The sequence below is a fragment of the Stenotrophomonas sp. S39 genome, assembly GCF_016624665.1.
Classification (GTDB): Bacteria; Pseudomonadota; Gammaproteobacteria; order Xanthomonadales; family Xanthomonadaceae; genus Stenotrophomonas.
Map to the genome: position 1 here is coordinate 40,188 of NZ_JACVTT010000015.1, position 20,861 is coordinate 61,048.

General features: G+C 65.3%; 18 protein-coding genes. 5 read left to right on the plus strand and 13 right to left on the minus strand.

Going from position 1 to position 20,861, the window contains the following annotated elements:
- Positions 1-48: 48 nt before the first annotated feature.
- From IAE41_RS06490 to IAE41_RS06525, 8 genes are all read right to left on the minus strand, one after another.
- Complete coding sequence (locus tag IAE41_RS06490; protein WP_079223675.1) at positions 49-585, minus strand: type II TA system antitoxin MqsA family protein; 537 nt, start codon at positions 583-585, stop codon at positions 49-51.
- A 531-nt stretch (positions 586-1,116) separates the two neighbouring features.
- A complete protein-coding gene (locus IAE41_RS06495) occupies positions 1,117-2,190 on the minus strand; it encodes a 3-deoxy-7-phosphoheptulonate synthase (protein WP_200732514.1) in 1,074 nt (357 codons plus the stop codon).
- Positions 2,191-2,441: 251 nt separating this feature from the next.
- Positions 2,442-2,711 carry a PAAR domain-containing protein gene (locus IAE41_RS22635; protein WP_200732515.1) on the minus strand — a complete coding sequence of 90 codons (270 nt, stop codon included), beginning with the start codon at positions 2,709-2,711 and terminating at the stop codon, positions 2,442-2,444.
- 67 nt (positions 2,712-2,778) lie between these two features.
- Complete coding sequence (locus IAE41_RS06505) at positions 2,779-3,114, minus strand: hypothetical protein (protein ID WP_200732516.1); 336 nt, start codon at positions 3,112-3,114, stop codon at positions 2,779-2,781.
- Between the two features lie 186 nt (positions 3,115-3,300).
- The gene (locus tag IAE41_RS06510) at positions 3,301-4,986 is read right to left on the minus strand and encodes a DUF2875 family protein (protein ID WP_200732517.1); all 1,686 of its coding nucleotides are present in this window, start codon (positions 4,984-4,986) and stop codon (positions 3,301-3,303) included.
- A 2-nt stretch (positions 4,987-4,988) separates the two neighbouring features.
- A complete protein-coding gene (locus tag IAE41_RS06515; protein WP_200732518.1) occupies positions 4,989-7,007 on the minus strand; it encodes a DUF3274 domain-containing protein in 2,019 nt (672 codons plus the stop codon).
- Positions 7,000-9,693, minus strand: coding sequence for a type VI secretion system Vgr family protein (gene tssI / locus IAE41_RS06520; protein ID WP_200732519.1), 2,694 nt, complete (start codon positions 9,691-9,693; stop codon positions 7,000-7,002). The genes IAE41_RS06515 and tssI overlap by 8 nt, the downstream gene beginning before the upstream one ends.
- A gap of 262 nt (positions 9,694-9,955) precedes the next feature.
- The gene (locus IAE41_RS06525; RefSeq protein ID WP_079223682.1) at positions 9,956-10,213 is read right to left on the minus strand and encodes a hypothetical protein; all 258 of its coding nucleotides are present in this window, start codon (positions 10,211-10,213) and stop codon (positions 9,956-9,958) included.
- Between the two features lie 796 nt (positions 10,214-11,009).
- Here IAE41_RS06525 and IAE41_RS06530 point away from each other — a divergent pair.
- Positions 11,010-11,375 (plus strand): hypothetical protein, encoded by a 366-nt coding sequence (locus IAE41_RS06530; protein ID WP_200732520.1) that lies wholly within the window; start codon positions 11,010-11,012, stop codon positions 11,373-11,375.
- A gap of 89 nt (positions 11,376-11,464) precedes the next feature.
- On the opposite strand, the gene IAE41_RS06535 is transcribed toward IAE41_RS06530, so the two are convergent.
- The 5 genes from IAE41_RS06535 to IAE41_RS06555 all read right to left on the minus strand — a co-directional run bounded on the left by IAE41_RS06535 (position 11,465) and on the right by IAE41_RS06555 (position 15,300).
- Complete coding sequence (locus IAE41_RS06535; RefSeq protein WP_200732521.1) at positions 11,465-11,806, minus strand: DUF6616 family protein; 342 nt, start codon at positions 11,804-11,806, stop codon at positions 11,465-11,467.
- A 54-nt stretch (positions 11,807-11,860) separates the two neighbouring features.
- Entirely contained in the window at positions 11,861-12,598 is a 738-nt protein-coding gene (locus IAE41_RS06540) for a DNA alkylation repair protein (protein ID WP_200732522.1), read from the minus strand.
- On the minus strand, positions 12,595-13,095 hold the full coding sequence (locus IAE41_RS06545; protein WP_200732523.1) for a MarR family transcriptional regulator: 501 nt from the start codon (positions 13,093-13,095) through the stop codon (positions 12,595-12,597). The genes IAE41_RS06540 and IAE41_RS06545 overlap by 4 nt, the downstream gene beginning before the upstream one ends.
- A gap of 186 nt (positions 13,096-13,281) precedes the next feature.
- Complete coding sequence (gene groL / locus IAE41_RS06550; RefSeq protein WP_006473018.1) at positions 13,282-14,931, minus strand: chaperonin GroEL; 1,650 nt, start codon at positions 14,929-14,931, stop codon at positions 13,282-13,284.
- Positions 14,932-15,012: 81 nt separating this feature from the next.
- Positions 15,013-15,300, minus strand: coding sequence for a co-chaperone GroES (locus IAE41_RS06555; RefSeq protein ID WP_079223700.1), 288 nt, complete (start codon positions 15,298-15,300; stop codon positions 15,013-15,015).
- A 322-nt stretch (positions 15,301-15,622) separates the two neighbouring features.
- Here IAE41_RS06555 and IAE41_RS06560 point away from each other — a divergent pair, with 322 nt between their 5' ends.
- From IAE41_RS06560 to IAE41_RS06575, 4 genes are all read left to right on the plus strand, one after another.
- Entirely contained in the window at positions 15,623-17,443 is a 1,821-nt protein-coding gene (locus tag IAE41_RS06560; protein WP_200732524.1) for an endonuclease, read from the plus strand.
- A 67-nt stretch (positions 17,444-17,510) separates the two neighbouring features.
- Positions 17,511-17,849, plus strand: a complete 339-nt coding sequence (gene cutA / locus IAE41_RS06565; protein WP_150453002.1) for a divalent-cation tolerance protein CutA — start codon at positions 17,511-17,513, stop codon at positions 17,847-17,849.
- Positions 17,846-20,200: a protein-disulfide reductase DsbD domain-containing protein gene (locus tag IAE41_RS06570; RefSeq protein WP_200732525.1), complete on the plus strand. Its 2,355-nt coding sequence runs from the start codon at positions 17,846-17,848 to the stop codon at positions 20,198-20,200. Before cutA ends, IAE41_RS06570 begins: the two co-directional genes overlap by 4 nt.
- Positions 20,197-20,754, plus strand: coding sequence for a TlpA disulfide reductase family protein (locus IAE41_RS06575; RefSeq protein WP_200732526.1), 558 nt, complete (start codon positions 20,197-20,199; stop codon positions 20,752-20,754). The genes IAE41_RS06570 and IAE41_RS06575 overlap by 4 nt, the downstream gene beginning before the upstream one ends.
- Positions 20,755-20,861: the final 107 nt, after the last annotated feature.

A 20,861-nucleotide genomic window follows, 5' to 3' on the forward strand; every position in this document is an offset into this window, starting at 1 on the left:
GACTGCGTTCTGCGTCAGTCGAGCAGGGATCGACTACAGAAAGGCGGATCAGCGCGCTGATCGGGCAGGCCCTCTCGGCGTGCCGGGAGTGGCCCTACGGCTTCTCGCCACACGCCGTGCAGGCTTGGTTGCAGCTTCCCGCGGCGGGTCCAGCAATGGCACCACCGTGCCCGTGCGCTCGGCAAGCCACCGCACCACGTCCGGTTTCTCCGTCGCCAGCGCGAGCAGCATCGTCGTGGCATCGTCAGGATACGTTGCTTCATTCTCGTAGCGGGAAAACGCGATTGCGCCTTTTCCAAAGAGCTTGGCCGCGGCGCGCTGGGTCAAGCCATAGCGCCGCCGGAGCGCCAGCACATCTTCGCCCAGCAGCAGGCCGCCATAGTGTTCACGCCGTGCGGCAAGCCTGCTGAGGTTTTCGATCTGCTGCGCCGCACTGGTTGCCGTAGCGCCACAAGCGGGGCACTGCATCACCAGCAGCTCGACCACTACGCGGTGGCCGCGTGGATTGAAATGCCGTTCGCGCGTGGATGCCACCAGTTGCGCCTGCTGGCAGGCGGGACACATCCGAGGGGTATCTTTGTTCATGGTGTGCTCCGCTGGAGCGAGTGACGCTCTACAGATGGCAGCTGAGAAAGAAGTTCGCTGCTTTCCGTCCTGAGCCGAAGGTAGGTGGCGCGCTGACTGATAAGTCTGAAGGGTAGAAGCGCCCAGCGGAATGGTCATTTGCGGCAGACGGCGCCGGGCACGGTCGAGACCCGTCTGCAGCCTGCAGATTCTTCAGTGCAATCAGTGAGGTACGGTTTCGATGGATGCCTGCCAGGCGCAGGATCATCGATAGCCGGGAGCGCCCAGGCGGCGCTGATGTGGTTGCCGACGGGTCGTGGCCGTCATGGGCGGGGCAATCATCCACGCATGGCGTGGATCTACTGCGTCAGTCGAGCATGGCTCGACGCTACAAAAACCGGTATCTCCACCCCGGCGATGTACCTGGCGCTGTCGTACTTACGCAGCGCCAGGCGCATCGCCGGTGCGGACGGGCCGGTCTCCAACTCCGACCGACCCTGATCGCGGCCGCACCCCCGCAGGCGCTGGCCGCCATCCACACATGTGCCGCACTCAAGCGGCTTCGGACACCTTCACTTCCCGGCGGGCGCGCACGGCAGCAGCCAAGCGCTCCAGCACCTGCACGGTGGTGTCCCAATCAATGCAGCCATCGGTGATGCTCTGGCCGTAGACCAGCGGCTGGCCTTCCACCAGTTCCTGGCGGCCACCGACCAGATGGCTCTCCACCATCACGCCCACGATGCGCTGTTCGCCGTCTTCCAGCTGGGTGGCGATGTCCTCGATCACTTTCGGCTGGTTTTCGGGGTTCTTGAGGCTGTTGGCGTGGCTGGCATCGATCATCAGGCGCGTCGGCAGCTTGGCCTTGGCCAGTGCCTGGCAGGCCTCGCCGACGCTGGCTGCGTCGTAGTTCGGCTGCTTGCCGCCACGCAGGATCACATGGCAATCCGGGTTGCCGGTGGTCGACACGATGGCGGTGCCGCCCTGCTTGGTGACCGACAGGAAGTGATGCGGGTTCGATGCTGCGCCCACGGCATCGGCGGCAATCTTGACGTTGCCGTCGGTGCCGTTCTTGAAGCCGACCGGGCAGGAAAGGCCCGAGGCGAGTTCGCGATGCACCTGGCTTTCAGTGGTACGCGCACCGATGGCGCCCCAGGCAACCAGGTCTGCGATGTACTGCGGCGAGATCACATCGAGGAACTCGACGCCGGCCGGCAGGCCCAGCTTGTTGATGTCACGCAGCAGGCCGCGGGCAATGCGCAGGCCCTTGTCGATCTTGAAGCTGCCATCCAGGTCCGGATCGTTGATCAGGCCCTTCCAGCCCACCGTGGTGCGCGGCTTTTCGAAGTACACGCGCATGACGATTTCCAGTTCGCCGGCCAGCGCATCGCGCAGGGGCTTCAGGCGCTGGGCGTATTCGATGGCCGCGTGCGGGTCGTGGATCGAGCACGGGCCCACTACCACCGCCAGGCGGTCGTCACGGCCATGCAGGATCTCGTGCAGGGCCGCGCGCGAGGCGCTGACGGTGTCGGAGGCTTCATCGTCGCAGGGCAGCACCGCCAGCAGCTGGGCGGGCGGTGTCAGCGGTTCGATGGTGCGGATACGCAGGTCGTCGGTGTGCGGGGGCATTGCGGGGGTTCTCCGGAACGTTGGGGGTCCCCAGCGTGGCGACATGAAAAAAGCCGCCAGGTTCGCTGGCGGCTTTCGGGAATGCGTCTGAAGGTTTCTTCAGGGTGAACGCAGTCCTTCCTCCGCCTGGGGCTTCGGAAAGTAATACCAATAAAAGTTGGCGTGGACGGCGTTCATGGGGTGTATTGATAGCACAGCTTTTGCGCAGTGCAAAATGTTTCATCGGCAACTGCGGGAGCTGTTCAGGCAGCTCAGTCCACGCCGATGCGCAGTGCTGCCGCAGCGATGGCGTGGCAGCCGCAGGCAAGGCGATGCCCTTCCAGCACGATGGGCTGGCCTCCCATGAAGCGCGCCGGGTCGCCTTCAACAAATGGGAAGGTGCCCCCATGCAACGGGCAGGTGGCATGATCCCCCACCACAGCGATGGGATGGCCATTGACCCTGTGCGTGCCGTCGCACTGACAGTCCACCACTTCGCCACCGCTGCTGGTGGCGTCACCCAGACAGACAGGCGATTTCATTTCAGGTCAACTCGTATAGGGTGCTGTGCTGGTCCAGACCCGCTGGAGTCTGGGTGCGCTACCGGGTTCAAGCTTCCACCAGGAAGATCAGCGTGAATATGCCGATCAGAGACCACGGGCCAAGAATCAGAACCAGCTGAAGCGTGAACCAGAATGACCTCCTGCCACGTTGCCACGGCTTCTGTTTGATGGCGTACAACCACATCAGAATGGTGGACGCTATTGTTCCCACGCCGACCACCCACATGACAACACCCGCAACGGCGAGCGCCTCCATTTCACTCAGCCTGAGCGAGCGGAACCCGAACAGCGCCGCGTACACGGTACAAAGGAGAACTCCGGACATGAACAACCCAAACCGGTACCAAGCGGATACGTCACTGCGGGATTCTGATTCTTTCATGGCATTGGATTCTTGATTTCTGATGTGGCAATGGACTGATACAGATCGCACCGGTGCCGAGCAGCAATCGGGCTATGTCCGGGTAAACGGCTATGCAAAAGGCACTTGGAGCTGCAGGGTGACCGCGCACACGCACTACGGGGTCGACGAGCACTGCCTATGGCAGCTTCGCAATCTCAACATTGGTCAGCTGCCCCCACCTGGCACCCGCCACATGAAGGGATCGGCTGTTCGATGCTGGGCATCGTTACGCGCCTTTTCCCCGTCACTGGGCGGGCGTACCATCTGGATCGTCGCGCTGCCATCCGCACCGGCGTAGACCACGGCACTCACGCCGCCCTGGTGGTAGCTGGCAATGGCGCCCAGGCCGATCTGCACCACAGGGCTGGTAATGCCCACATTGCCGATGCGGCGGCCGATGTCGTAGCCCTCGTCCACGTTGTTCAATTCCAGGCCGTGCCCGTCTGTGTTCAAGGAATGCAGGGCCGCATTCAAGGCAATGCCCAGTGCGGTACCGTCGTGGCTGTCGTGGAAAACACGCACGGGGGCATGACCTTCGGGCAACGTTGCCAGCGCCTGTTTCCAGCCCTCGGCCAGCGCCTGGGCCTGCAGGGCGGGTTTCAGCGGCTTGCCCTCGGCATCGTGCAGCATCACCGTGATCGGCCGATGCAGATGCCCCAGGTTCGGCATCCGGTCGAATTCGTCGATCTGATGCTGCGGCCAGCGCACTGGCAGCCAGGGCGTCTGCGTGAACTTGCCGGGTCCGACGTTGTTGGTGTGCTTCCAGAGTTCGGGGAGGGTTGCCTGCCACTCTTCGGTGGGGAGGGTGCCGGGGAACCAGGGATCCTGTACGCCACGTGCACGTTGCCGGGCCTCGTACTCCTCCCCGATGCGCCGCTCGGCCTCGAAGTAATGGAACCACAGCTTGCTCAGATCAAATCGCGTGTCCTGGTTGTTCTCGCGATAGGTGGGCGCATAGGGGCGCAGATAGCGGTCCACCCGATCGCTGCGCGCCAGGGTGAGTACTGCGGTGGTGTCGATGATGGAGGGCACGTAGTAGCCGTCGGCAAGCCCCGGGGTGCCGCGCACCCGATAGCGGCTGCGCATGGCCTCTCCGTCACGAGCGGCAAGCACGGTTAACGGCGCTTCGGGATGTTCTCCCATGAAGGCGTAGACATCCTCGATCATCGACTGCGCATGGGTTGTGTTGGCGTCTTGTTGCCACAGGAACAACGTCACTCCCAGCGATCCGCCATTTCGTCCTGAACTGATCAACCCTGCCGCTCGGATGTTCTCTCGTTCTCCGACATTCGGCGGTTCCACGGCAAAGCTGGGAATCGGCCAGTAAGCAACCGCATCGCTGACTGCGTACTTGAACGCTGCACCCATTCTTATCGCAGCGCTGTCTCGGCGCCATTGCTCCGAGTTGGTGTAGTCATGTGGGTCCTGCGAATAGATGGACACAAAGTCACTTCGCTTCTCGCGGATCTTCTTCCACACAGAAGTCTGATGGGACGCCCCAGGTGCCATGCCGATCCCGCGAATTTCCAGCGACCACGTTGGATCATCTCGATCAACCACCTCTGGCCCGGCGACCGGTTCAGTGCCTGGCGCCGACTGCAGCGGCGATCTGCTGGTCGCCGCATTGAATGCCCAATGTCCGCCAAAGGCCAGTGCCACCAAGGCGCTGAGAGCTGCCCCACCCAGAAGAACTGCTTTTGCCATATACCCCATCTCCTTCGTGGTCATCGCAGCACCTGTGTCATCTGTGAGCGCCAGAGCGAACAACAATGCCCCCCATGAAATGCTCAGCAGGCACGCAGACCAGACGTAGGGTTTCGCGCTTGGGCGCGCATCCTGAAAATTCAACATGCTCAGCCGCCTTCCGGAATATGGCCATCGACCAGGGAGGGCAGCTTCTTAAGATTCACCAAGGAGGCAGGGGGAAACTCACCAGTCAGGTAGTACTTTCCCGATGCCTGCACCAATTTTTGTACTAGCGGGTCCAGCGCAGTCCACTTCGGGTTGTCTTTCATCTTCTCCGTCATCTCCTCCGTCATCCGCCAATCCGCCATCAACGTCAGCAGCTCCCGCCACTGCGGATCGTCCAGGCTGTGCCCTTGCCCGATCGCCACATCCATTGCGGTCACCCAGCGATGGTTCTCCGGATCACGCAGCACGCCAGAGTGGTAGCTGTTTTCGTCCAGCACCTCGTCGGAGCGACTCATCCACTCGCGTATCTCGTTAGGTGTCATCTCGCGCTCTTTGCCTTTGAGCCAACCGGCTGCACGGACTTCGCTGGTCTGGTCGTCTTCTTCCTTATCCTTGTTGTACTTCTCCAACGCAGCCTCTGGGCTGAGCCGTGTGTACTCCTTCGGCAAAGGAATGCCCGGAAATTTTGCACTGGCTTTGCCCAGCGCCACGTGCACACTGACAACGTCTGGCCGGTCCATGCCGGGCGTGGCGGGCGTCCCCTTCACTGCTTCCCCACCGAACATCTGGGGTGCGTGCGGCGGCACCAGCGCTTCGGCGTTGATGAGCACCTGGCTGTCTTCAGCGATGGCCACCGTCATTGCTGCCGCCACGCCCCATTTGACTACTCCACCGAGGCTTTCTATGGCGGTCGTGTCGCCAACGTAGCGAACCTCGCCTTCAGCTCTCAACGCAAGGTGCGCGGGCGCATCGCCGACCATCACAGGTTTTCCATGCCGATGGCGCTTGGTCCACATACGTTGCTTGAAGCCGATTTTCGCCAATCGGGTCATGCCGGGGCGGCCGCCATCGACAAGATCAGGCACGCCCAGCGTGCCGATACCCGATACATCGGCTAGCCCTACCGTGGTGTCATCGGGGCTGAAGTACAGGTACACCTTGCCTCGGTTGTCGCGCTCGGGGAAGACGACCATTGCACCGTCCTTGCCCAGTCGCTGGCCTTGCCCCGCGCTCCAGCGAGCGCCTGCACGCCCATATGACTTGGCCTGACCGGCCGCCAGGTCATCCAGTGAAGGCAACGCATAGGGTGTCTTGGTCATCCGCTCGACAATGCGCTGCAACGTGCGCAGTGTGTCTCCCCCGGCCGGCGTCTTCTCGGCAATGAGGGAGTAAGGACTGGCCACCATGATTGCGCAGTCGGCGCAACGCGCGCCGCGGTCGATCAGCAAGGCCTGCGACAGCAAGGTGATCAGCGTGCCTTGGCTGTGGCCCATGATGGTGATGGTTTCCGACGGGTAGATGCTGCGTATCGTGGTAACCAGCGCTGCCAACCGCTCGGCGGCCAGCACGAAGTAACGCCGATGCGGGCAGGCGCCCATGAACTTGGTGCGGTCCAAGTGCGGATTGGCGAAATGCCGCTTGAATGCATCGAAACCCTCGCCATACATCTCCGGCAGGTTGTTGGTGGCATTGGCAAAGAACCCGCCCGGCTTACCGAAGTGGCGATCAAGACGATTGCCATTCCTGTCCTGGTACTGAGTGCGCACCTTGGCGGGATCACCGTTCTCATCCCGCAGGATCTCGTTCTTTGCCGCGCGGTAGCCCCAGTAGAACGGGATCAGCACGCTCTTGGCAGTCTTGTCGTCGCGCTTGTAGAGGTAGGTATCAGGGTCATCGAGAACGTCGACGCCGTCCTCGTCGTGCGTCCTGCGATCCTTGCTCTTCGCCACCCAGAACCGTTCGCCATACCGCCCCGGCTTCAGATCCTGCCGGTCCAGCCGCTCATTCAGCCCTTGGCACAGTCCAGTCTCCACCGAGGCATAAGATGCACCCGGGTCATTCACCCCATGCAGAAAGATCACCACGCCCGGCCGTGCGCGCGGGATGGCCACGTTCTTCGGCTGGGTGGCATTGGGCAGCAACCGGGTGGCGAGGTTGTCCGTTACGATGCGCTCAGCCATCGGTTTCTCCTTGGGCATCTTCGATGTTCTGCAGCGCCTGTATCTGTACGCGCTGCATGCCATCACGCTGCACGGCTTCGCCCAGCCCTTCGGCATCGGCAGTGCCCTGCACGGTGTCTCCATCGTCAAGGGACAACGTGTGCTGCACGCCTGCGGCAACGGCCTGCAGATCGCCTTCGTAATGGAAGCGCAGCTGCCGGCTGGCCGGGTCGCGCGCAAATGCCGCCGTGTCGGCGCTATCAGTCTTCGCGCCCAACCAGTCATGACGCGCGGCGTGCACCACGGCGGTTCCGTCGGTGCCCAGCTCGATGCCGCCGCCAAGCGTGAGATCGCTGCCGTCGTCGGCCACCAGACGGATACGCGGTGCGGAGATCACCACCTCGCCCTCGCCCGCCGCCAGCAGCAGGTTGTTTTCCGCACGCGCCTGCAGGTCGGCCTGCTGCGCCTGCAGAACCACGTTGCCGTGGTTGGCGATCACCTGCAGGTGCTCATCCTGCGCATAGAGGGAAAGCCCACGACCCGCCATCAGCCGGGTGTGGCCGCCGCTGCTGCTCTGTACATCATCGGTTGCCACCACATCATGGTTGCGACCGGCGTACTGCAGTTGGGAAGCCGGGGTGGCACTGACCAGTCCCCCTTCCGCCGCCACGGCCACAAGCGGTGTACCTTCCCCGGGTGCGTTCGCATCTGGCCATTCGCGCAGGGCGCGCACAAGCTCCGCCATGCCTTCGTCCTCGCAGGCTGAGGCACCACGCGCGGCGGCCGCCTCACCCAGGCCCCGGAAGAGCTGGGTGCAGTCGTCCAGGAGTGCCAGCAGTTCCTGCCGGTCCAACTGCTCGCCCGACGCCATCTGGCGCGCGTAGGTGCTGAGCAGCACCCCGTGCGCAGCGCGCAGGGCCAGTGCGGCATCGGTCCGCAGTTCGGCACCTTCGCCGCGCGGCTGGGCGTGTCCGTCCCTGCGTGGCGTGCTCAAGTGGCCCAGGTTCAGTTCGCTGGCAAATGGACTGGCGGCCAGGCGCGTACGGACTTCACCTGAAGTGTTGTCCATCAACAGCTCGCCGTAGCCTTCGCCGCCATGCTCGCGCGACTGCATGCCTGCCAGCGCGCGGTTGCCGGGCAGGCCATGCTGGCCACTGAACCTTGGCGGCGCCTGGCGTCCGTTATGCAGCGCGCCCACCACCACGGGGCGATCAATATCTCCGTGCAGGAAGGCGACCAGCACTTCCTGGCCGACGCGTGGCAGAAACTGATACCCGAAGCCATCCCCAGCCCCAGGCCAGGACACACGCACCCAGGTCGAGGAGCGCTCGCTGGCCTCCGACGTGTCGGACGGGTGCTGGTCAGACTCCTGCCAGTGGAAACGGATGCGGATGCGCCCGAGTTCATCGGTATGGACCTCCTCGCCCGCAGGGCCCACCACGGTTGCGGTCTGCATGCCATGGACGGTGGGGCGATCGAACAGACCGGCGTAACGGGGTACCAGCGGTACGCCGGCGGCCACGGCGGTGAACCGCAGATAGTCGCCGTAACCGGCGGCCAGGTGTTCGCCGGCAATGGCCTCATCAACCGCAGGCGAACACAGCGCCACCTCCAGCAGGTTGTTACGCAGTTCGATGTGCGTGGACGTAGTGATGAAGGCGGAAGGCTGCCGTGCCGTATCCGCACTGGCGGATGGATCTTCGAGCACGAAGCTGCTGGCGATGGGAAGGTCGCTGGGCGGTCCCTCGCCATGGAACGTAGCGGCTTTCATCTCTTCGGCCTGCATGCGAAGGCGGGCGTACGCGCCCAGCTCGCGGTCGTGGTCGGCGTAGTACGGTGCAAGTGCCTGGTAGTCGCTCGGGGAGCGGCCGGCCTGATGGCTCCCACTGCCCTGCTCCACAACGGTTTCATCCCGGCCACGCAGCGCGCAGGCGGGACGATAGTCGTGGCTGGCCAGTGCGACGCTGTGCGTGGTGAGCTGGCTGACCCGTTGCCACTGGCTGATCCACTGCTGGCGGCCCGTTGATGCAGCGCCCGCCGCCAGGAGCTGCAGCGACCGGGGCGGCTCGTCTGGCAGGCTACCGGCATCGGTCAGGACCATGTGATGCCCACCGCTGTCGTCGCCGCCATCGAACCTGAAGAAGTACGTGATGCCCTCTTCGGCGAGCAAGCGGTCGATGAAATGCTGGTCACTTTCGTTGAACTGCACGCAGTAGGACCGCGGGCTGTAGTGCCGGTCGAGCAGAGTGCGATAGGAGAAACAGGCCCCGATGACGGGATTTCGGGCCATGTGCTCGTCAAGGATGGCAGCGACGATCTCTGGCACGGTCCGGTCCTGGAACACCCGGCAGGTACGGCGGCGATCGAGCATCGACAGGGCCGACTCCACCGTCAGCTCGACCGTCGAATAATGCCCGCTGCCGCCGCCCGCAACGATGCCTGACACCACGCCACACAGCCAGCGCCGCTGCTGGCCACCGGTGTCGATGCCGAACGCCACGATGCGTCCTTTCAGCGCATCGGTGTCAGCGGCGGCATCGTTGCCCCGGCAAAGGACATCCAGCCGGAAAGGTTCATTCAATGCGTCGCGGTAGCGGAGCGCATGCGGCCAGAGTGCAGGTGCCGGGGCCCGCCCAGGCCAGCGGATATCGATCCGGCGGCTTCGGGAATCCACGGGCACGCGCCCGGTCAGCAGCCGTCCATTCATGAATCACGTCCTTGGGAATGCGTCAATCAGCCGGGCTACACTCTGCCCGGCAGCGCACTACCAATGGTTGCATTCTTGTGGGACGCGGCCGGTTGCGACTCGGCCAGAGTCAGAAGCGATTCTGAGTGTCGCAATTGAACCGAGATTGTTTACGTGTCCATTGGCGACACACGCCATGGCACCTGGAGGCACAGGACGGACAGGGCCATTTGCGACTCACTCGGCGTGAAGGCGCGTGCCCGCACCTGAAAGGGAGCGATACCTAACGGCTGTGGACTTCCACGTCCAGCAGCAGGCCCTCGTGGATGTCCACCCAGCGTTCCACCACGCGGTCCAGTTCCTTCTGCGCCTCGTCCAGTTGCTCGGGGTTGAGCAGCGCGCGGGCGGTGTAGAGATCGGAGACGAGCTGTCGCAGGGTCGATTCCAGGATGGCGACCGACGGCCCTTCCAGCCCCGGCAACTGCAGCGCCGGGCTTTCGCCAAGGGTTCCGTACAGCGTGACCTGGAGCTTGCTCTGCATGATCGACTTCCCTGCGGGTGGACATGGGCAATCGTCATGTTTACCGCGTATTGGTGACAGGCGCATGTGCCCTGGCGTGATCGCCCCTGCTGCTGGATGGCTTGAGCCGCAGAGCGCCCCCGCCAGCGGGCCCAGTCCAGGCAGACGTTGCGCGCATCCGGATCGATGGCTATGTTCGGGCACGACTGCGCAGACAGCAGAAAATTTGTCGGTGCCGCTGCGAAACTCGCGAGGAGTACATGAAGGGAAAATGCTGACGTTCGGATTGTTCGTTTGAGTACGGAAATCCGTCAGTGTGGCCGTCCTTCCTGTGCAGTCTATCCAGTTGGATTTCCAGCTGCGTACTGTCCGATACCTGATCTCCGCACCGGCTGTCGCAATTGAACCAAGTGGCAGCGTGCTGCGTGACGCATCCGTTCCTTCTCACGCGCGAAGTTCAACGCCAGAAAAATGTAGGTGAAACAGCGAATTTCATAGCCTCCGGCGTATGCAATACTGCGGCGCGCTTTGATGGCTGTCGCGGATGCCCTTGGTGTTGCGCGCAGGCATGTGCACAAGATGGATTGCCACCGAAAACGGGTGGCCGGGTCGGCAAAGCCCGTCGAGATGCTGTACACGCTTGCCAGCCGGCGTCGCTTCGCGCGGCGCCGGCTGGCAATCCGTTCGCGTTCCATGGCGGGCGGTGCGTGGGGGCGCTTGCGCCCGCCGGATTCAGCATCTCCCGGTCTTTGCCGCCACGCACCGTCCGCCACCTCTTCCGGTGGCGCTGCCGTCTTCTCTGTACGGAGCACATACCATGAACGCAAAGCACGTCCCTTTTCCGGGTCGCAACCACGACGATCCGACCAGCACCAACGCCGACGACGCCGCGCTTGATCCCCATAGTTTCATTGCCAGTCTGCAACGCATCGGCGCAGGTGCCGGCAGCGATGGCCATCCTTGGCCCGAGCCCAATCTGGCGATCGGCCGGCGCATTCAGTTGTCCGATGGCGATTGCGCCCTGGCCGGGCTGCGTATCGTGCATGAGGTGATGCTGGCCGCCGAGCGCAGCCGCCAGAATGGCGGGCCGGAACATGATGTTGGCCCACGCGTGATGGAAGGCCTGATGATGGCCTGCCTGGAACTGGGTACGCATGCGGCCGAGCGGGTGCGGCCGCGGTAGTCAGGCGCTGGCGGAAGACTTGGGAGACGCCGGGCATGGCCCGGCGCTACCTGGCTGCGTGGGAGGTTTCATCCACGCGTGGCGTGGATCTACTCGCGGTTCGCCAGATCGTGCAGGTGCTGCGGCATTTCGTCCACGGTGCCGACTGTGTTGGTGGTGGTGAAGTACTGATGCCAGCCTGTGGAACTGATGCCGGCGATCAGTGCATCGGCGTCGGCGCGGTTGGCGCACTGCCAGACGGCGTAGAACTGTTCTGCGCTGCCATGCGGTACATCACGGGCGACGCGGCCCATTGCCAACGGCGTGATGCGCGCTGCGTCGAACTGCTGCATGCCGGCGCTGATGCGGGCGAAGAAGGCGTTGCGTTGCTCGGGCGGGAGTGCAGCCCAGGCGGGAGTTGCGGTGTAGTGCTCGATGAGGATGTGGGGCATTGGGGCCTTCCTTGGGTTGGTGGTGTTGGATCGTCCGCCGGGCATGGCCCGGCGCTACCGAAGGGAGCGTTGGGCGCGCTTGCGGATGTACGCGTTTGCTGCGCTGCTGTGTTCGCGCTGCCAGCGCGCGCAGAGGTCGCGCACCCACTCGGGTTGTGTCTTGCTGGCATCGTTGAGCCAGTTGCCCACCGAGTCCTGCACGTAGCGCTCGGGGTCGTTCGCCAGGGCTTCCAGCAGCGGCAGTGCGTGTTGCGGTTGTTGCTTGAAGAGGGCGATGTGGCTGGCCCAGACGCCGCGCGGGCGCAGTGCTTCGCAGGCGAAGCGGCGCAGGTAGGGCGAGGCTTCATGCGCCCACGGCAGCAGCAGTTGCAGCGCCTGCTGTGGCGCCGCCACGAGATCGGTACGCACTGCCAGCCACGCCCATTCGCGTACGCCGAAGTGCGCGTCATCGGCCAGTGGCTGCATCGCCTGCAGTTTCCCGGCCAGCGCCAGCGTGGCATCACTGCCGATGAGGTAGCAGGCCCAACCGCGTACGGTGTCCGAGGGATGCAACTGCCAGCGCGCGGGGTCGCCCTGCCCTGCTTCGCGCAGCAGTGTTGCCGCCAGCGCCATGCGTTGGGTGATGCCCTTGCTGGCGGCAGCGCGCATGCGCTGCACGGCGGCGTCCGGCAGCGCCGCAACCGCGTGCAGCAGCGTTGCGAAATCCACGGCAAGACATTCGGCCAGATGCGTGCTGGCCGCCTCGCCGATATCCAATTCGTGCCTCCGCGCGGCGCTGATGGCAGCGCTCATGGCGTGGACTCGCGCCCACCGTCGGTGTGCAGCCAGACCTTGCCCAGCAGCTGCGAAAGCTGCGCCTGTTCGGTGGCATCCAGGCCATTGAACAGTCCACCGATCCACTGCGTGTGCTGGTTGAACAGTTCCTCGGCCAGGCGCTTGCCGCGGGCGGTCAGCACGATCTGCAGGCGGCGCCCGTCTTCGGCATCGTGCCTGCGCTGCAGCAGGCCCTCACGCTGCAGGCCGTCCAGCAGGCCGCTGATGGTGGCGCGGGTGACGCCTGCGCGTTCGGCCAGTTCATGCGGGGGCAGCGTGCCGCCCGCGCCATGCAGCAGGAACAGCACGATGAAACGGCCTTCGCTGAGGCCGTGCGGGGCGAGACGGGTGGCGCAGTCGCGGTCGATGGCGGTGGACAGGGAAAGCAGCTGGAAGCACAGGCGCAGCTGCGCCAGGTTGGCGTGGCCGCGGCGGGCAGCCTCGTCGATGAGGGCGGTGTGTTTTGCTTCCAGCATTGCGGACACCTATGTGATTAGGCGGCTAATCATAATTTGGGCAGAAGCAGATTCCAAGCGGGGGGGCGTCATCCACGCATGGCGTGGATCTACTGTGTCGGGTTCATCCATGCGGCGTGCGGAACGCGCCCACAAAAAAACCCCGCCTTCCGGCGGGGTTTTTCATTACGTCGGGAACGCGTGGACTTAGAAGTCCATGCCGCCCATGCCACCCATGCCGCCCATGCCACCGGCGCCACCCATGGCCGGCTCGTCCTTCTTCGGAGCTTCGGCAACCATGGCTTCGGTGGTGATCATCAGGCCAGCGATCGAGGCAGCGTTCTGCAGCGCCGAACGGGTCACCTTGGTCGGGTCCAGGATGCCGAACTGCAGCATGTCGCCGAACTCGCCGGTGGCGGCGTTGTAGCCGAAGCTGCCGGTGCCTTCCTTGACCTTGTTGATGATGACCGACGGTTCTTCACCGGCGTTGGCCACGATTTCGCGCAGCGGGGCTTCCATCGCACGCAGGGCGATCTGGATGCCGTGGTTCTGGTCTTCGTTGGCGCCCTTCAGGCCAGCCAGCGAGGTGACCGCACGAACCAGGGCAACGCCGCCGCCCGGGACCACGCCTTCTTCAACGGCTGCACGGGTAGCGTGCAGGGCGTCGTCGACGCGATCCTTCTTTTCCTTCATTTCGATTTCGGTCGACGCGCCGACCTTGATCACGGCAACGCCGCCGGCCAGCTTGGCAACGCGTTCCTGCAGCTTCTCGCGGTCGTAATCCGAGGAGGTGTCCTGGATCTGGGTCTTGATCTGGCCGACGCGTGCGTCGACGGCAGCCTTGTCACCCACGCCATCGATGATGGTGGTGTTTTCCTTGGAAACCTGCACCTTCTTGGCGCGGCCCAGGTCCTTGATGGTGGCCTTTTCCAGCGACAGGCCAACTTCTTCGGAGATCACGGTGCCGCCGGTCAGCACGGCCATGTCTTCCAGCATCGCCTTGCGACGGTCGCCGAAGCCCGGAGCCTTGACGGCCACGACCTTGACGATGCCACGGATGGTGTTGACCACCAGGGTCGCCAGCGCTTCGCCTTCGACTTCTTCGGCAACGATCAGCAGCGGCTTGCCAGCCTTGGCGACGCCTTCCAGCACCGGCAGCAGGTCACGGACGTTGGAGATCTTCTTGTCGTGCAGCAGGATGAACGGGTCATCCAGGTCAGCGGTCTGCGACTGCTGGTTGTTGATGAAGTACGGGGACAGGTAGCCGCGGTCGAACTGCATGCCCTTGACCACGTCCAGCTCGTTGTCCAGGCCCGAGCCTTCCTCAACGGTGATCACGCCTTCCTTGCCGACTTCCTTCATCGCGTCAGCGATGATCTGGCCGATCGACTCGTCCGAGTTGGCCGAGATGGTACCGACCTGGGCAATTGCCTTGTCGTCGGCGGTCGGCTTGGAGATGTTCTTCAGCTCGGCAACGGCGGCCACGACGGCCTTGTCGATACCACGCTTCAGGTCCATCGGGTTCATGCCGGCGGCCACAGCCTTGGCGCCTTCGCGGATCAGGGCCTGGGCCAGCACGGTGGCGGTGGTGGTGCCGTCGCCAGCGTCGTCGTTGGTGCGCGAAGCAACTTCCTTCACCATCTGCGCGCCCATGTTCTCGAACTTGTCAGCCAGTTCGATTTCCTTGGCGACGGAGACGCCGTCCTTGGTGATGGTCGGGGCGCCGAAGCTCTTTTCCAGCACGACGTTGCGGCCCTTCGGGCCCAGAGTGGCCTTGACGGCATTGGCGAGAACGTTGACGCCGCGCACCATGCGCGAACGGGCGTCTTCACCGAAACGAATATCCTTGGCAGCCATTGCGATTACCTCGATGTTTGCGCCGGGCCAGGCCCGGCGACGAAAAGGGATGTCTTACAGGAAAGCAGGTCGCGCCGAGGCTCAGCCGATGATGGCGAGCACGTCGTCTTCGCGCAGGACCTTGTACTCGACGCCTTCGCTCTTGTACGAGCTGCCGGCGTACTGGCCGTAGATGACCTTGTCGCCAACCTTCAGCGACGGGGCGCGCACGGTGCCGTTGTCCAGGGCCTTGCCCGGGCCGACGGCGACGACTTCACCCTTGGTGGACTTTTCCTTGGCCGAATCCGGAATGACGATGCCACCGGCGGAGATTTCGTCGGCTTCGATCGGCTTGACCACAACGCGGTCGTGCAGCGGCTTGATGCTCATGAGAGACCTCTTAAGTTATTGATTGGTCTGAAAAAGTCTGGCGATGTTAGCACTCACCCCAGGTGACTGCCAGCATTGCTCGTGAAAAAGCCCGACAGGTCGGGAGCAGGACAGAGATGGAGCTGCCCCCGGGCCTTTCAAGCCCCGTGACGGAAAATTTTTCGACCGTGCGCTGCGGCGACGGACAGACGGGGGCCAGGGCCGGTTCCCGCAATTTTGGTGAACTGCGTCGCAGTGTCAGATATCTGACGTTCAGTTACGATAAAGTGTCACGCGTTCGGCCTTAGGCTCGCCCGGCATTCCCAATCACAAGGAGTAGTCGATGCGATTGCTGTCCCCGCTCGCCGCCGCCTGCCTGCTGGCGCTGGCCGCCGCGCCGGCCCAGGCCGAGGTCTTCATCAACGAACTGCACTACGACGACAGCACCCCGGCCGGTGACGTCGGCGAAGCCATCGAAGTGGTCGCCACCGCGGGCGAGGACCTGTCCGGCTACCGCCTGTACCTGTACAACGGCGCCAACGCCTCGGCGGCCGTGGTCTACGACAACAAGCCGGTACCGGCCGGCACCGCCGCCGGCTGCGGCAGTGCCACCCTTGCGGTGGTTACCTACCCGACCAACGGCCTCCAGAACGGCCCCAACGACGGCATCGCCCTGGTCGACGCCAGCGGCAAGGTGGTCCAGTTCCTCAGCTACGAAGGCGCGATCACCGCCTCCGGTGGCCCCGCCGCCGGCATGACCAGCCAGAACATCCCGGTTGCCGAAACCAACAGCACCGCCCCGGGCACCTCGCTGCAGCTGACCGGCAGCGGCAGCCAGTACGCCCACTTCACCTGGGCCGAATCGGCCGGTGAAACCTTCGGCCGCTGCAACAACAACCAGACCTTCAACGGCGGTGGCGGTACCCCGGGCGGCCCGAACACGCCGCCGTCGGTCACCACCACCACCCCGGCGCAGGGCAGCAGCACCTTCCCGGCCGCGGCCGACCTGGAAGTGGTGTTCAGCGAGACGGTGACCCTGGCCAGCGGCGCCTTCGCCCTGAGCTGCGGCAAATCCGGCAGCGTGCCGCTGACCTGGCCGGGCAGCGGCAAGACCGTGAAGCTGTCGACCAACACCGCCCTGGTGGCCGGTGAGGCCTGCCGCTTCGACATCCGCGCCGCGCGCATCACCGACAACCAGGGCGCGCACCCGGCCGCTGACAGCCGCATCGCCTTCACCGTGGCCAGCACCACCGGCAACCCGGACCCGGGTAATCCGGACCCCGGCAATCCCGGCAACCCGGGCACCCCGGAGGGCTACTACTCCAAGGTGAACACCTCCAGCCCCAGCCAGCTGCGCTGCTCGCTGCACGAGACCATCAAGGGCCACACCGCCTACCCGTACAGCGGCTCGGGCACCAGCACCTGGACCATCCTGGAAATTGCCGACGAAGACCCGAACAACAGCGGCAAGATCCTCGACGCCTACCGCAACCACAGCTACACCAAGGTGAGCAGCCGTGCGGGCACGGGCAGCGGCCTGACCTACAACCGCGAGCACACCTGGCCGAACTCGCTGGGCTTTGCCAGCACCACCGGCGACAAGGGCCTGCCGTACGCCCCGTACACCGACACCCACATGCTGTACCTGACCGATGCGCAGTGGAATGCCGACCGCGGCAACAAGCCGTTCGGCAAGTGCGATGCCAACTGCGGCGAGCGCGCCACTGAGGCCAACAACGGCCAGGGCGGCGGCAGCGGCGGTTACCCGGGCAATTCCAACTGGGTGCGTACCCCCGACGGCAACACCGGCACCTTCGAGGTGTGGGGCAAGCGCAAGGGCGACATGGCGCGTGCGGTGATGTACATGGCCATCCGCTATGAAGGCGGCAAGGATGCGGCCACCGGCCAGTCCGAACCGGACCTGGAGCTGACCGACGACCGCAGCAAGATCGTCAAGACCAGCCGCTCGCCAGCCTACATGGGCCTGCTGTCGACCCTGATCGACTGGCACCTGTCCGACCCGCCGGATGCCGCCGAACGTGCCCGTAATGACGTGATCTACTCGTTCCAGGGCAACCGCAACCCGTTCATCGACCACCCGGAATGGGCCACCCCGGCCCTGTTCACCTCGGCAAAACCGACCAGCTGCCAGCTGGCCAACTGACCGCGCAACGCAGCGGTCCATGCCGCCGCCGGGCCCAGACCCGGCGGCGGCCCTATACTCGGCGGTCATGTCGACCGTCGATCCCGTCCTGCTGCTGTTGACCACCTGCCCCGACCGGGCCAGTGCCGAGCGCATCGCGCACGCGCTGGTCAGCGAGCGCCTGGCTGCGTGCGTCACCCGGCTGGAGGGGGCACAGTCGACCTACCGCTGGCAGGGCGACGTCACCACCGACGCCGAACTGCAGTTGCTGGTGAAGACCACGGCGAGCCGCGTCGATGACGCGATCGCCCGCATCGTCGAACTGCATCCGTATGAACTCCCGGAGTGCATCGCGGTCGAAACCCGGGCCGGCCTGCCGGCGTATCTGGACTGGATCCGGGCACAGACCCGGGAGGACACCGATTGATGAAGTTGTTTGCTCGTGGCGCCGCACTGTGCGCCCTGCTCTGGCTGTCCCTGCCGGCCTTCGCGCTGGATGAGAAGGACCTGCTGCCGGTCGACCAGGCGTTCGCGCTGACCGCCAGTGCGCCCGAACGTGGCCAGATCCAACTGCAGTTCAAGATCGCCCCCGGCTATTACCTGTATCGCCACCGCACCAGCGTCAAGGCCGACCCGGCCTTCAATGCCGGTGCCCTGCAGATGCCGGCCGGCAACAAGCACCACGACGATTTCTTCGGCGAGGTGGAGACCTACCGCGAGCGCCTGCAGGCTACCCTGCCCGGCGCACCGACCGATGCGGCCGGCACCATCAGCCTGGAAGTGCGCTACCAGGGCTGCGCCGATGCCGGCGTGTGCTACCCGCCGCAGAAGCGCATCGTGCAGGTGGCCCTGCCCGGCGCCGGCGGCAAGGCCGCGCTGCCCACCGCGCGCGCCACCGGCGTGAGCCCGTTCAACAACCCGCTGGCCGGTAGCGGCGGTGGCCTGCGCCTGCCGGGCGCCAGCAACACCCAGGCCCTGCCGCTGCCGTCGGAACAGGCGTTCAGCTTCGATGCCATCGCCAGCGATGGCAACACCCTGCTGCTGCGTTTCACCCCCGCGCCGGGCTATTACCTGTACCGCGACCGCACCTCGCTGAAGCTGGAAGGCAGCACCGGCGTGCTGGCCGACAAGCCGCGCTGGCCGGCCGCGCAGTCGCACCGCGATGAGCACTTCGGCGATGTCTCGGTGTACTTCAACCAGGTGGAAGTGCCGCTGCCGCTGCGCCGCACCCGCACCGAGGCCGTGGACAGCACCCTGGTGGTGACCTTCCAGGGCTGCCAGACCGATGGCATCTGCTACCCGCCGATGACCCGCCGGGTGAAGCTGTCGATTCCGGCCGGCACGCTGACCGCCGCCGGCAATGGCACCGCCACTGCGGCGCCTGCCACGGCCAGCGACAGCCCGCGCGAGGAGGCCGATGGCACGCCGCGGCGCCTGCTGCCGACCGTGCCCAACGATGCCACCGGCGCTGCCGTTGACAGCGCCGCGGGCGGTGATGCGTTCGCCGCCGATGCGCAGCAGGACAATGCCAAGCGCACCAGGCCGCCGGGCAGCGTGCCGAAGACCGACAGTTCACTGCTGTGGGTGCTGCTGCTGGCCCTGGGCGGTGGCCTGGTACTGAACCTGATGCCCTGCGTGCTGCCGATCCTGTCGCTGAAGGTGCTGAGCCTGGCGCAGAGCGGTGAGAGCGCCGAGCGCGCCCGCAGCCATGCCATGTGGTACACGCTGGGCGTGCTGGTGGCCTTCGCCGTGATCGGCGCGCTGATGGTGGGCCTGCGCATGCTCGGCAATGCGGTGGGCATCGGCTTCCAGCTGCAGCACCCGGGTGTGGTGGCGGCGCTGGCCTACATCATGTTCGCCGTCGGCCTCAGCCTGTCCGGCGTGTTCACCATGGGCGGCGGCATCGGCAACCTGGGCCAGTCACTGGCCCGCCGCAGCGGCCCGGCCGGCGATTTCTTCACCGGCGTGCTGGCCTGCGTGGTCGGCAGCGCCTGCGTGGGTCCGTTCTTCGGCCCGGCCGTGGCTTACGCCTTCGTGGCACCGCCGATCGCGGCGATGCTGGTGTTCCTGTTCCTCGGCCTGGGCCTGGCCCTGCCGTTCCTGCTGATCGGCTTCGTGCCGGCCCTGGCCCGCCGCCTGCCCAAGCCCGGCCCGTGGATGGAAACGCTGAAGCACGTGCTGGCCTTCCCGATGTATGCCGCCGCGCTGTGGCTGCTGTGGGTGCTGGGCAAGCAGCGCGGCGTGGACGGCATGGCGCTGGCCCTGGGTGGCCTGCTGCTGCTGACTGCCGGCCTGTGGCTGTTCGAGACCAGCCGCTGGCGCAGCAAGCGTGGCGCCAGCCTGCTGGGCGTACTGCTCGCCCTGGCCGCGCTCGCCCCGGTGTGGGGCGTGACCCAGCTGGCCCCGCCGGCGCGTGCCGCCCAGGCCGCTAGTGACAACGTGGTGGAGTATTCGCCGCAGATGCTGGACCGCCTGCGTGCGGACAACCGCGTGGTGTTCGTGAACATGACCGCCGACTGGTGCGTGAGCTGCAAGGCCAACGAACGCGCGGTGCTGTCGCGCCCCGAGTTCAAGGAACTGCTCAAGCGCACCAACGCGGTGTACATGCGCGGCGACTACACCAACGTGGACCCGCAGATCACTGCATTCCTGGATGAGCACAAGGCCGTGGGCGTGCCGCTGTACGTGGTGTACGGCCCGGGCGCACCGCCGACCGTGCTGCCGACGCTGCTGACCCAGGCCCTGGTGGAAGAAGCGCTGCTGCGCACCGCCCGATGAATTGGCAACGGCCCGCACTGCTGTGGACAGCGGTGCTGGCCGCCGGCCTTGGCCTGTGGGCCGGGCATCGGTTGACGCCGGCGCCGGCGCCGGCGGCTTCGACGCCCGCTGATATGAAGTCTCCGATGCCTGTCCTTCGCGCCGGCGATGCGTTGCCGGCACTGGTACTGCCCGGCGTGGACGGGCAAGCACTGGATATCCGCCAGCGGTTCCGCGGGCGACCGCTGCTGGTGAATGTCTGGGCGAGCTGGTGCGGGCCCTGCATCGAGGAAATGCCCGAGCTGGCGCGCTTCGCCGACGCGCAGGGCACGCACGGCGTGCAGGTGCTGGGCCTGGCACTGGATACGCCGGAGGGCGTGGCTGATTTCCTGCAGCGGGTGCCGGTGGGCTACCCGATCGTGCTGGACACCCCGGGCCCACGCGATGCCAGCGTGCAGCTGGGCAATGCGCAGGGGCTGCTACCGTACAGCGTGTTGTTTGATGCGCAGGGGCGGATGGTGAAGGCCAAGCTGGGGCCGTTCGAGCACGGTGAGATTGCAGGCTGGGTGGAGTGAGGGTGTTGTTGCAGGGCTTGCAGCCCTGCACCTGCAGAAGCCGAAGCAAGAGCAACAGCAACAGCGGGCATTCCGTGGGATGGCGGGGCACTGTGGGTTTGCGGGGA

What these genes read in the sequence shown, in the direction of transcription:
- IAE41_RS06575 (WP_200732526.1), top strand. Translation starts at nt 20,197, where the DNA reads ATGAATTGGCAACGGCCCGCACTGCTGTGGACAGCGGTGCTGGCCGCC.
- IAE41_RS06535 (WP_200732521.1), bottom strand. Translation starts at nt 11,806, where the DNA reads ATGCCCCACATCCTCATCGAGCACTACACCGCAACTCCCGCCTGGGCT.
- IAE41_RS06540 (WP_200732522.1), bottom strand. Translation starts at nt 12,598, where the DNA reads ATGAGCGCTGCCATCAGCGCCGCGCGGAGGCACGAATTGGATATCGGC.
- IAE41_RS06510 (WP_200732517.1), bottom strand. Translation starts at nt 4,986, where the DNA reads ATGTTGAATTTTCAGGATGCGCGCCCAAGCGCGAAACCCTACGTCTGG.
- IAE41_RS06525 (WP_079223682.1), bottom strand. Translation starts at nt 10,213, where the DNA reads ATGCAGAGCAAGCTCCAGGTCACGCTGTACGGAACCCTTGGCGAAAGC.
- IAE41_RS06560 (WP_200732524.1), top strand. Translation starts at nt 15,623, where the DNA reads ATGCGATTGCTGTCCCCGCTCGCCGCCGCCTGCCTGCTGGCGCTGGCC.
- IAE41_RS06545 (WP_200732523.1), bottom strand. Translation starts at nt 13,095, where the DNA reads ATGCTGGAAGCAAAACACACCGCCCTCATCGACGAGGCTGCCCGCCGC.
- IAE41_RS06555 (WP_079223700.1), bottom strand. Translation starts at nt 15,300, where the DNA reads ATGAGCATCAAGCCGCTGCACGACCGCGTTGTGGTCAAGCCGATCGAA.
- tssI (WP_200732519.1), bottom strand. Translation starts at nt 9,693, where the DNA reads ATGAATGGACGGCTGCTGACCGGGCGCGTGCCCGTGGATTCCCGAAGC.
- IAE41_RS22635 (WP_200732515.1), bottom strand. Translation starts at nt 2,711, where the DNA reads ATGAAATCGCCTGTCTGTCTGGGTGACGCCACCAGCAGCGGTGGCGAA.
- IAE41_RS06515 (WP_200732518.1), bottom strand. Translation starts at nt 7,007, where the DNA reads ATGGCTGAGCGCATCGTAACGGACAACCTCGCCACCCGGTTGCTGCCC.
- cutA (WP_150453002.1), top strand. Translation starts at nt 17,511, where the DNA reads ATGTCGACCGTCGATCCCGTCCTGCTGCTGTTGACCACCTGCCCCGAC.
- IAE41_RS06495 (WP_200732514.1), bottom strand. Translation starts at nt 2,190, where the DNA reads ATGCCCCCGCACACCGACGACCTGCGTATCCGCACCATCGAACCGCTG.
- groL (WP_006473018.1), bottom strand. Translation starts at nt 14,931, where the DNA reads ATGGCTGCCAAGGATATTCGTTTCGGTGAAGACGCCCGTTCGCGCATG.
- IAE41_RS06490 (WP_079223675.1), bottom strand. Translation starts at nt 585, where the DNA reads ATGAACAAAGATACCCCTCGGATGTGTCCCGCCTGCCAGCAGGCGCAA.
- IAE41_RS06505 (WP_200732516.1), bottom strand. Translation starts at nt 3,114, where the DNA reads ATGAAAGAATCAGAATCCCGCAGTGACGTATCCGCTTGGTACCGGTTT.
- IAE41_RS06530 (WP_200732520.1), top strand. Translation starts at nt 11,010, where the DNA reads ATGAACGCAAAGCACGTCCCTTTTCCGGGTCGCAACCACGACGATCCG.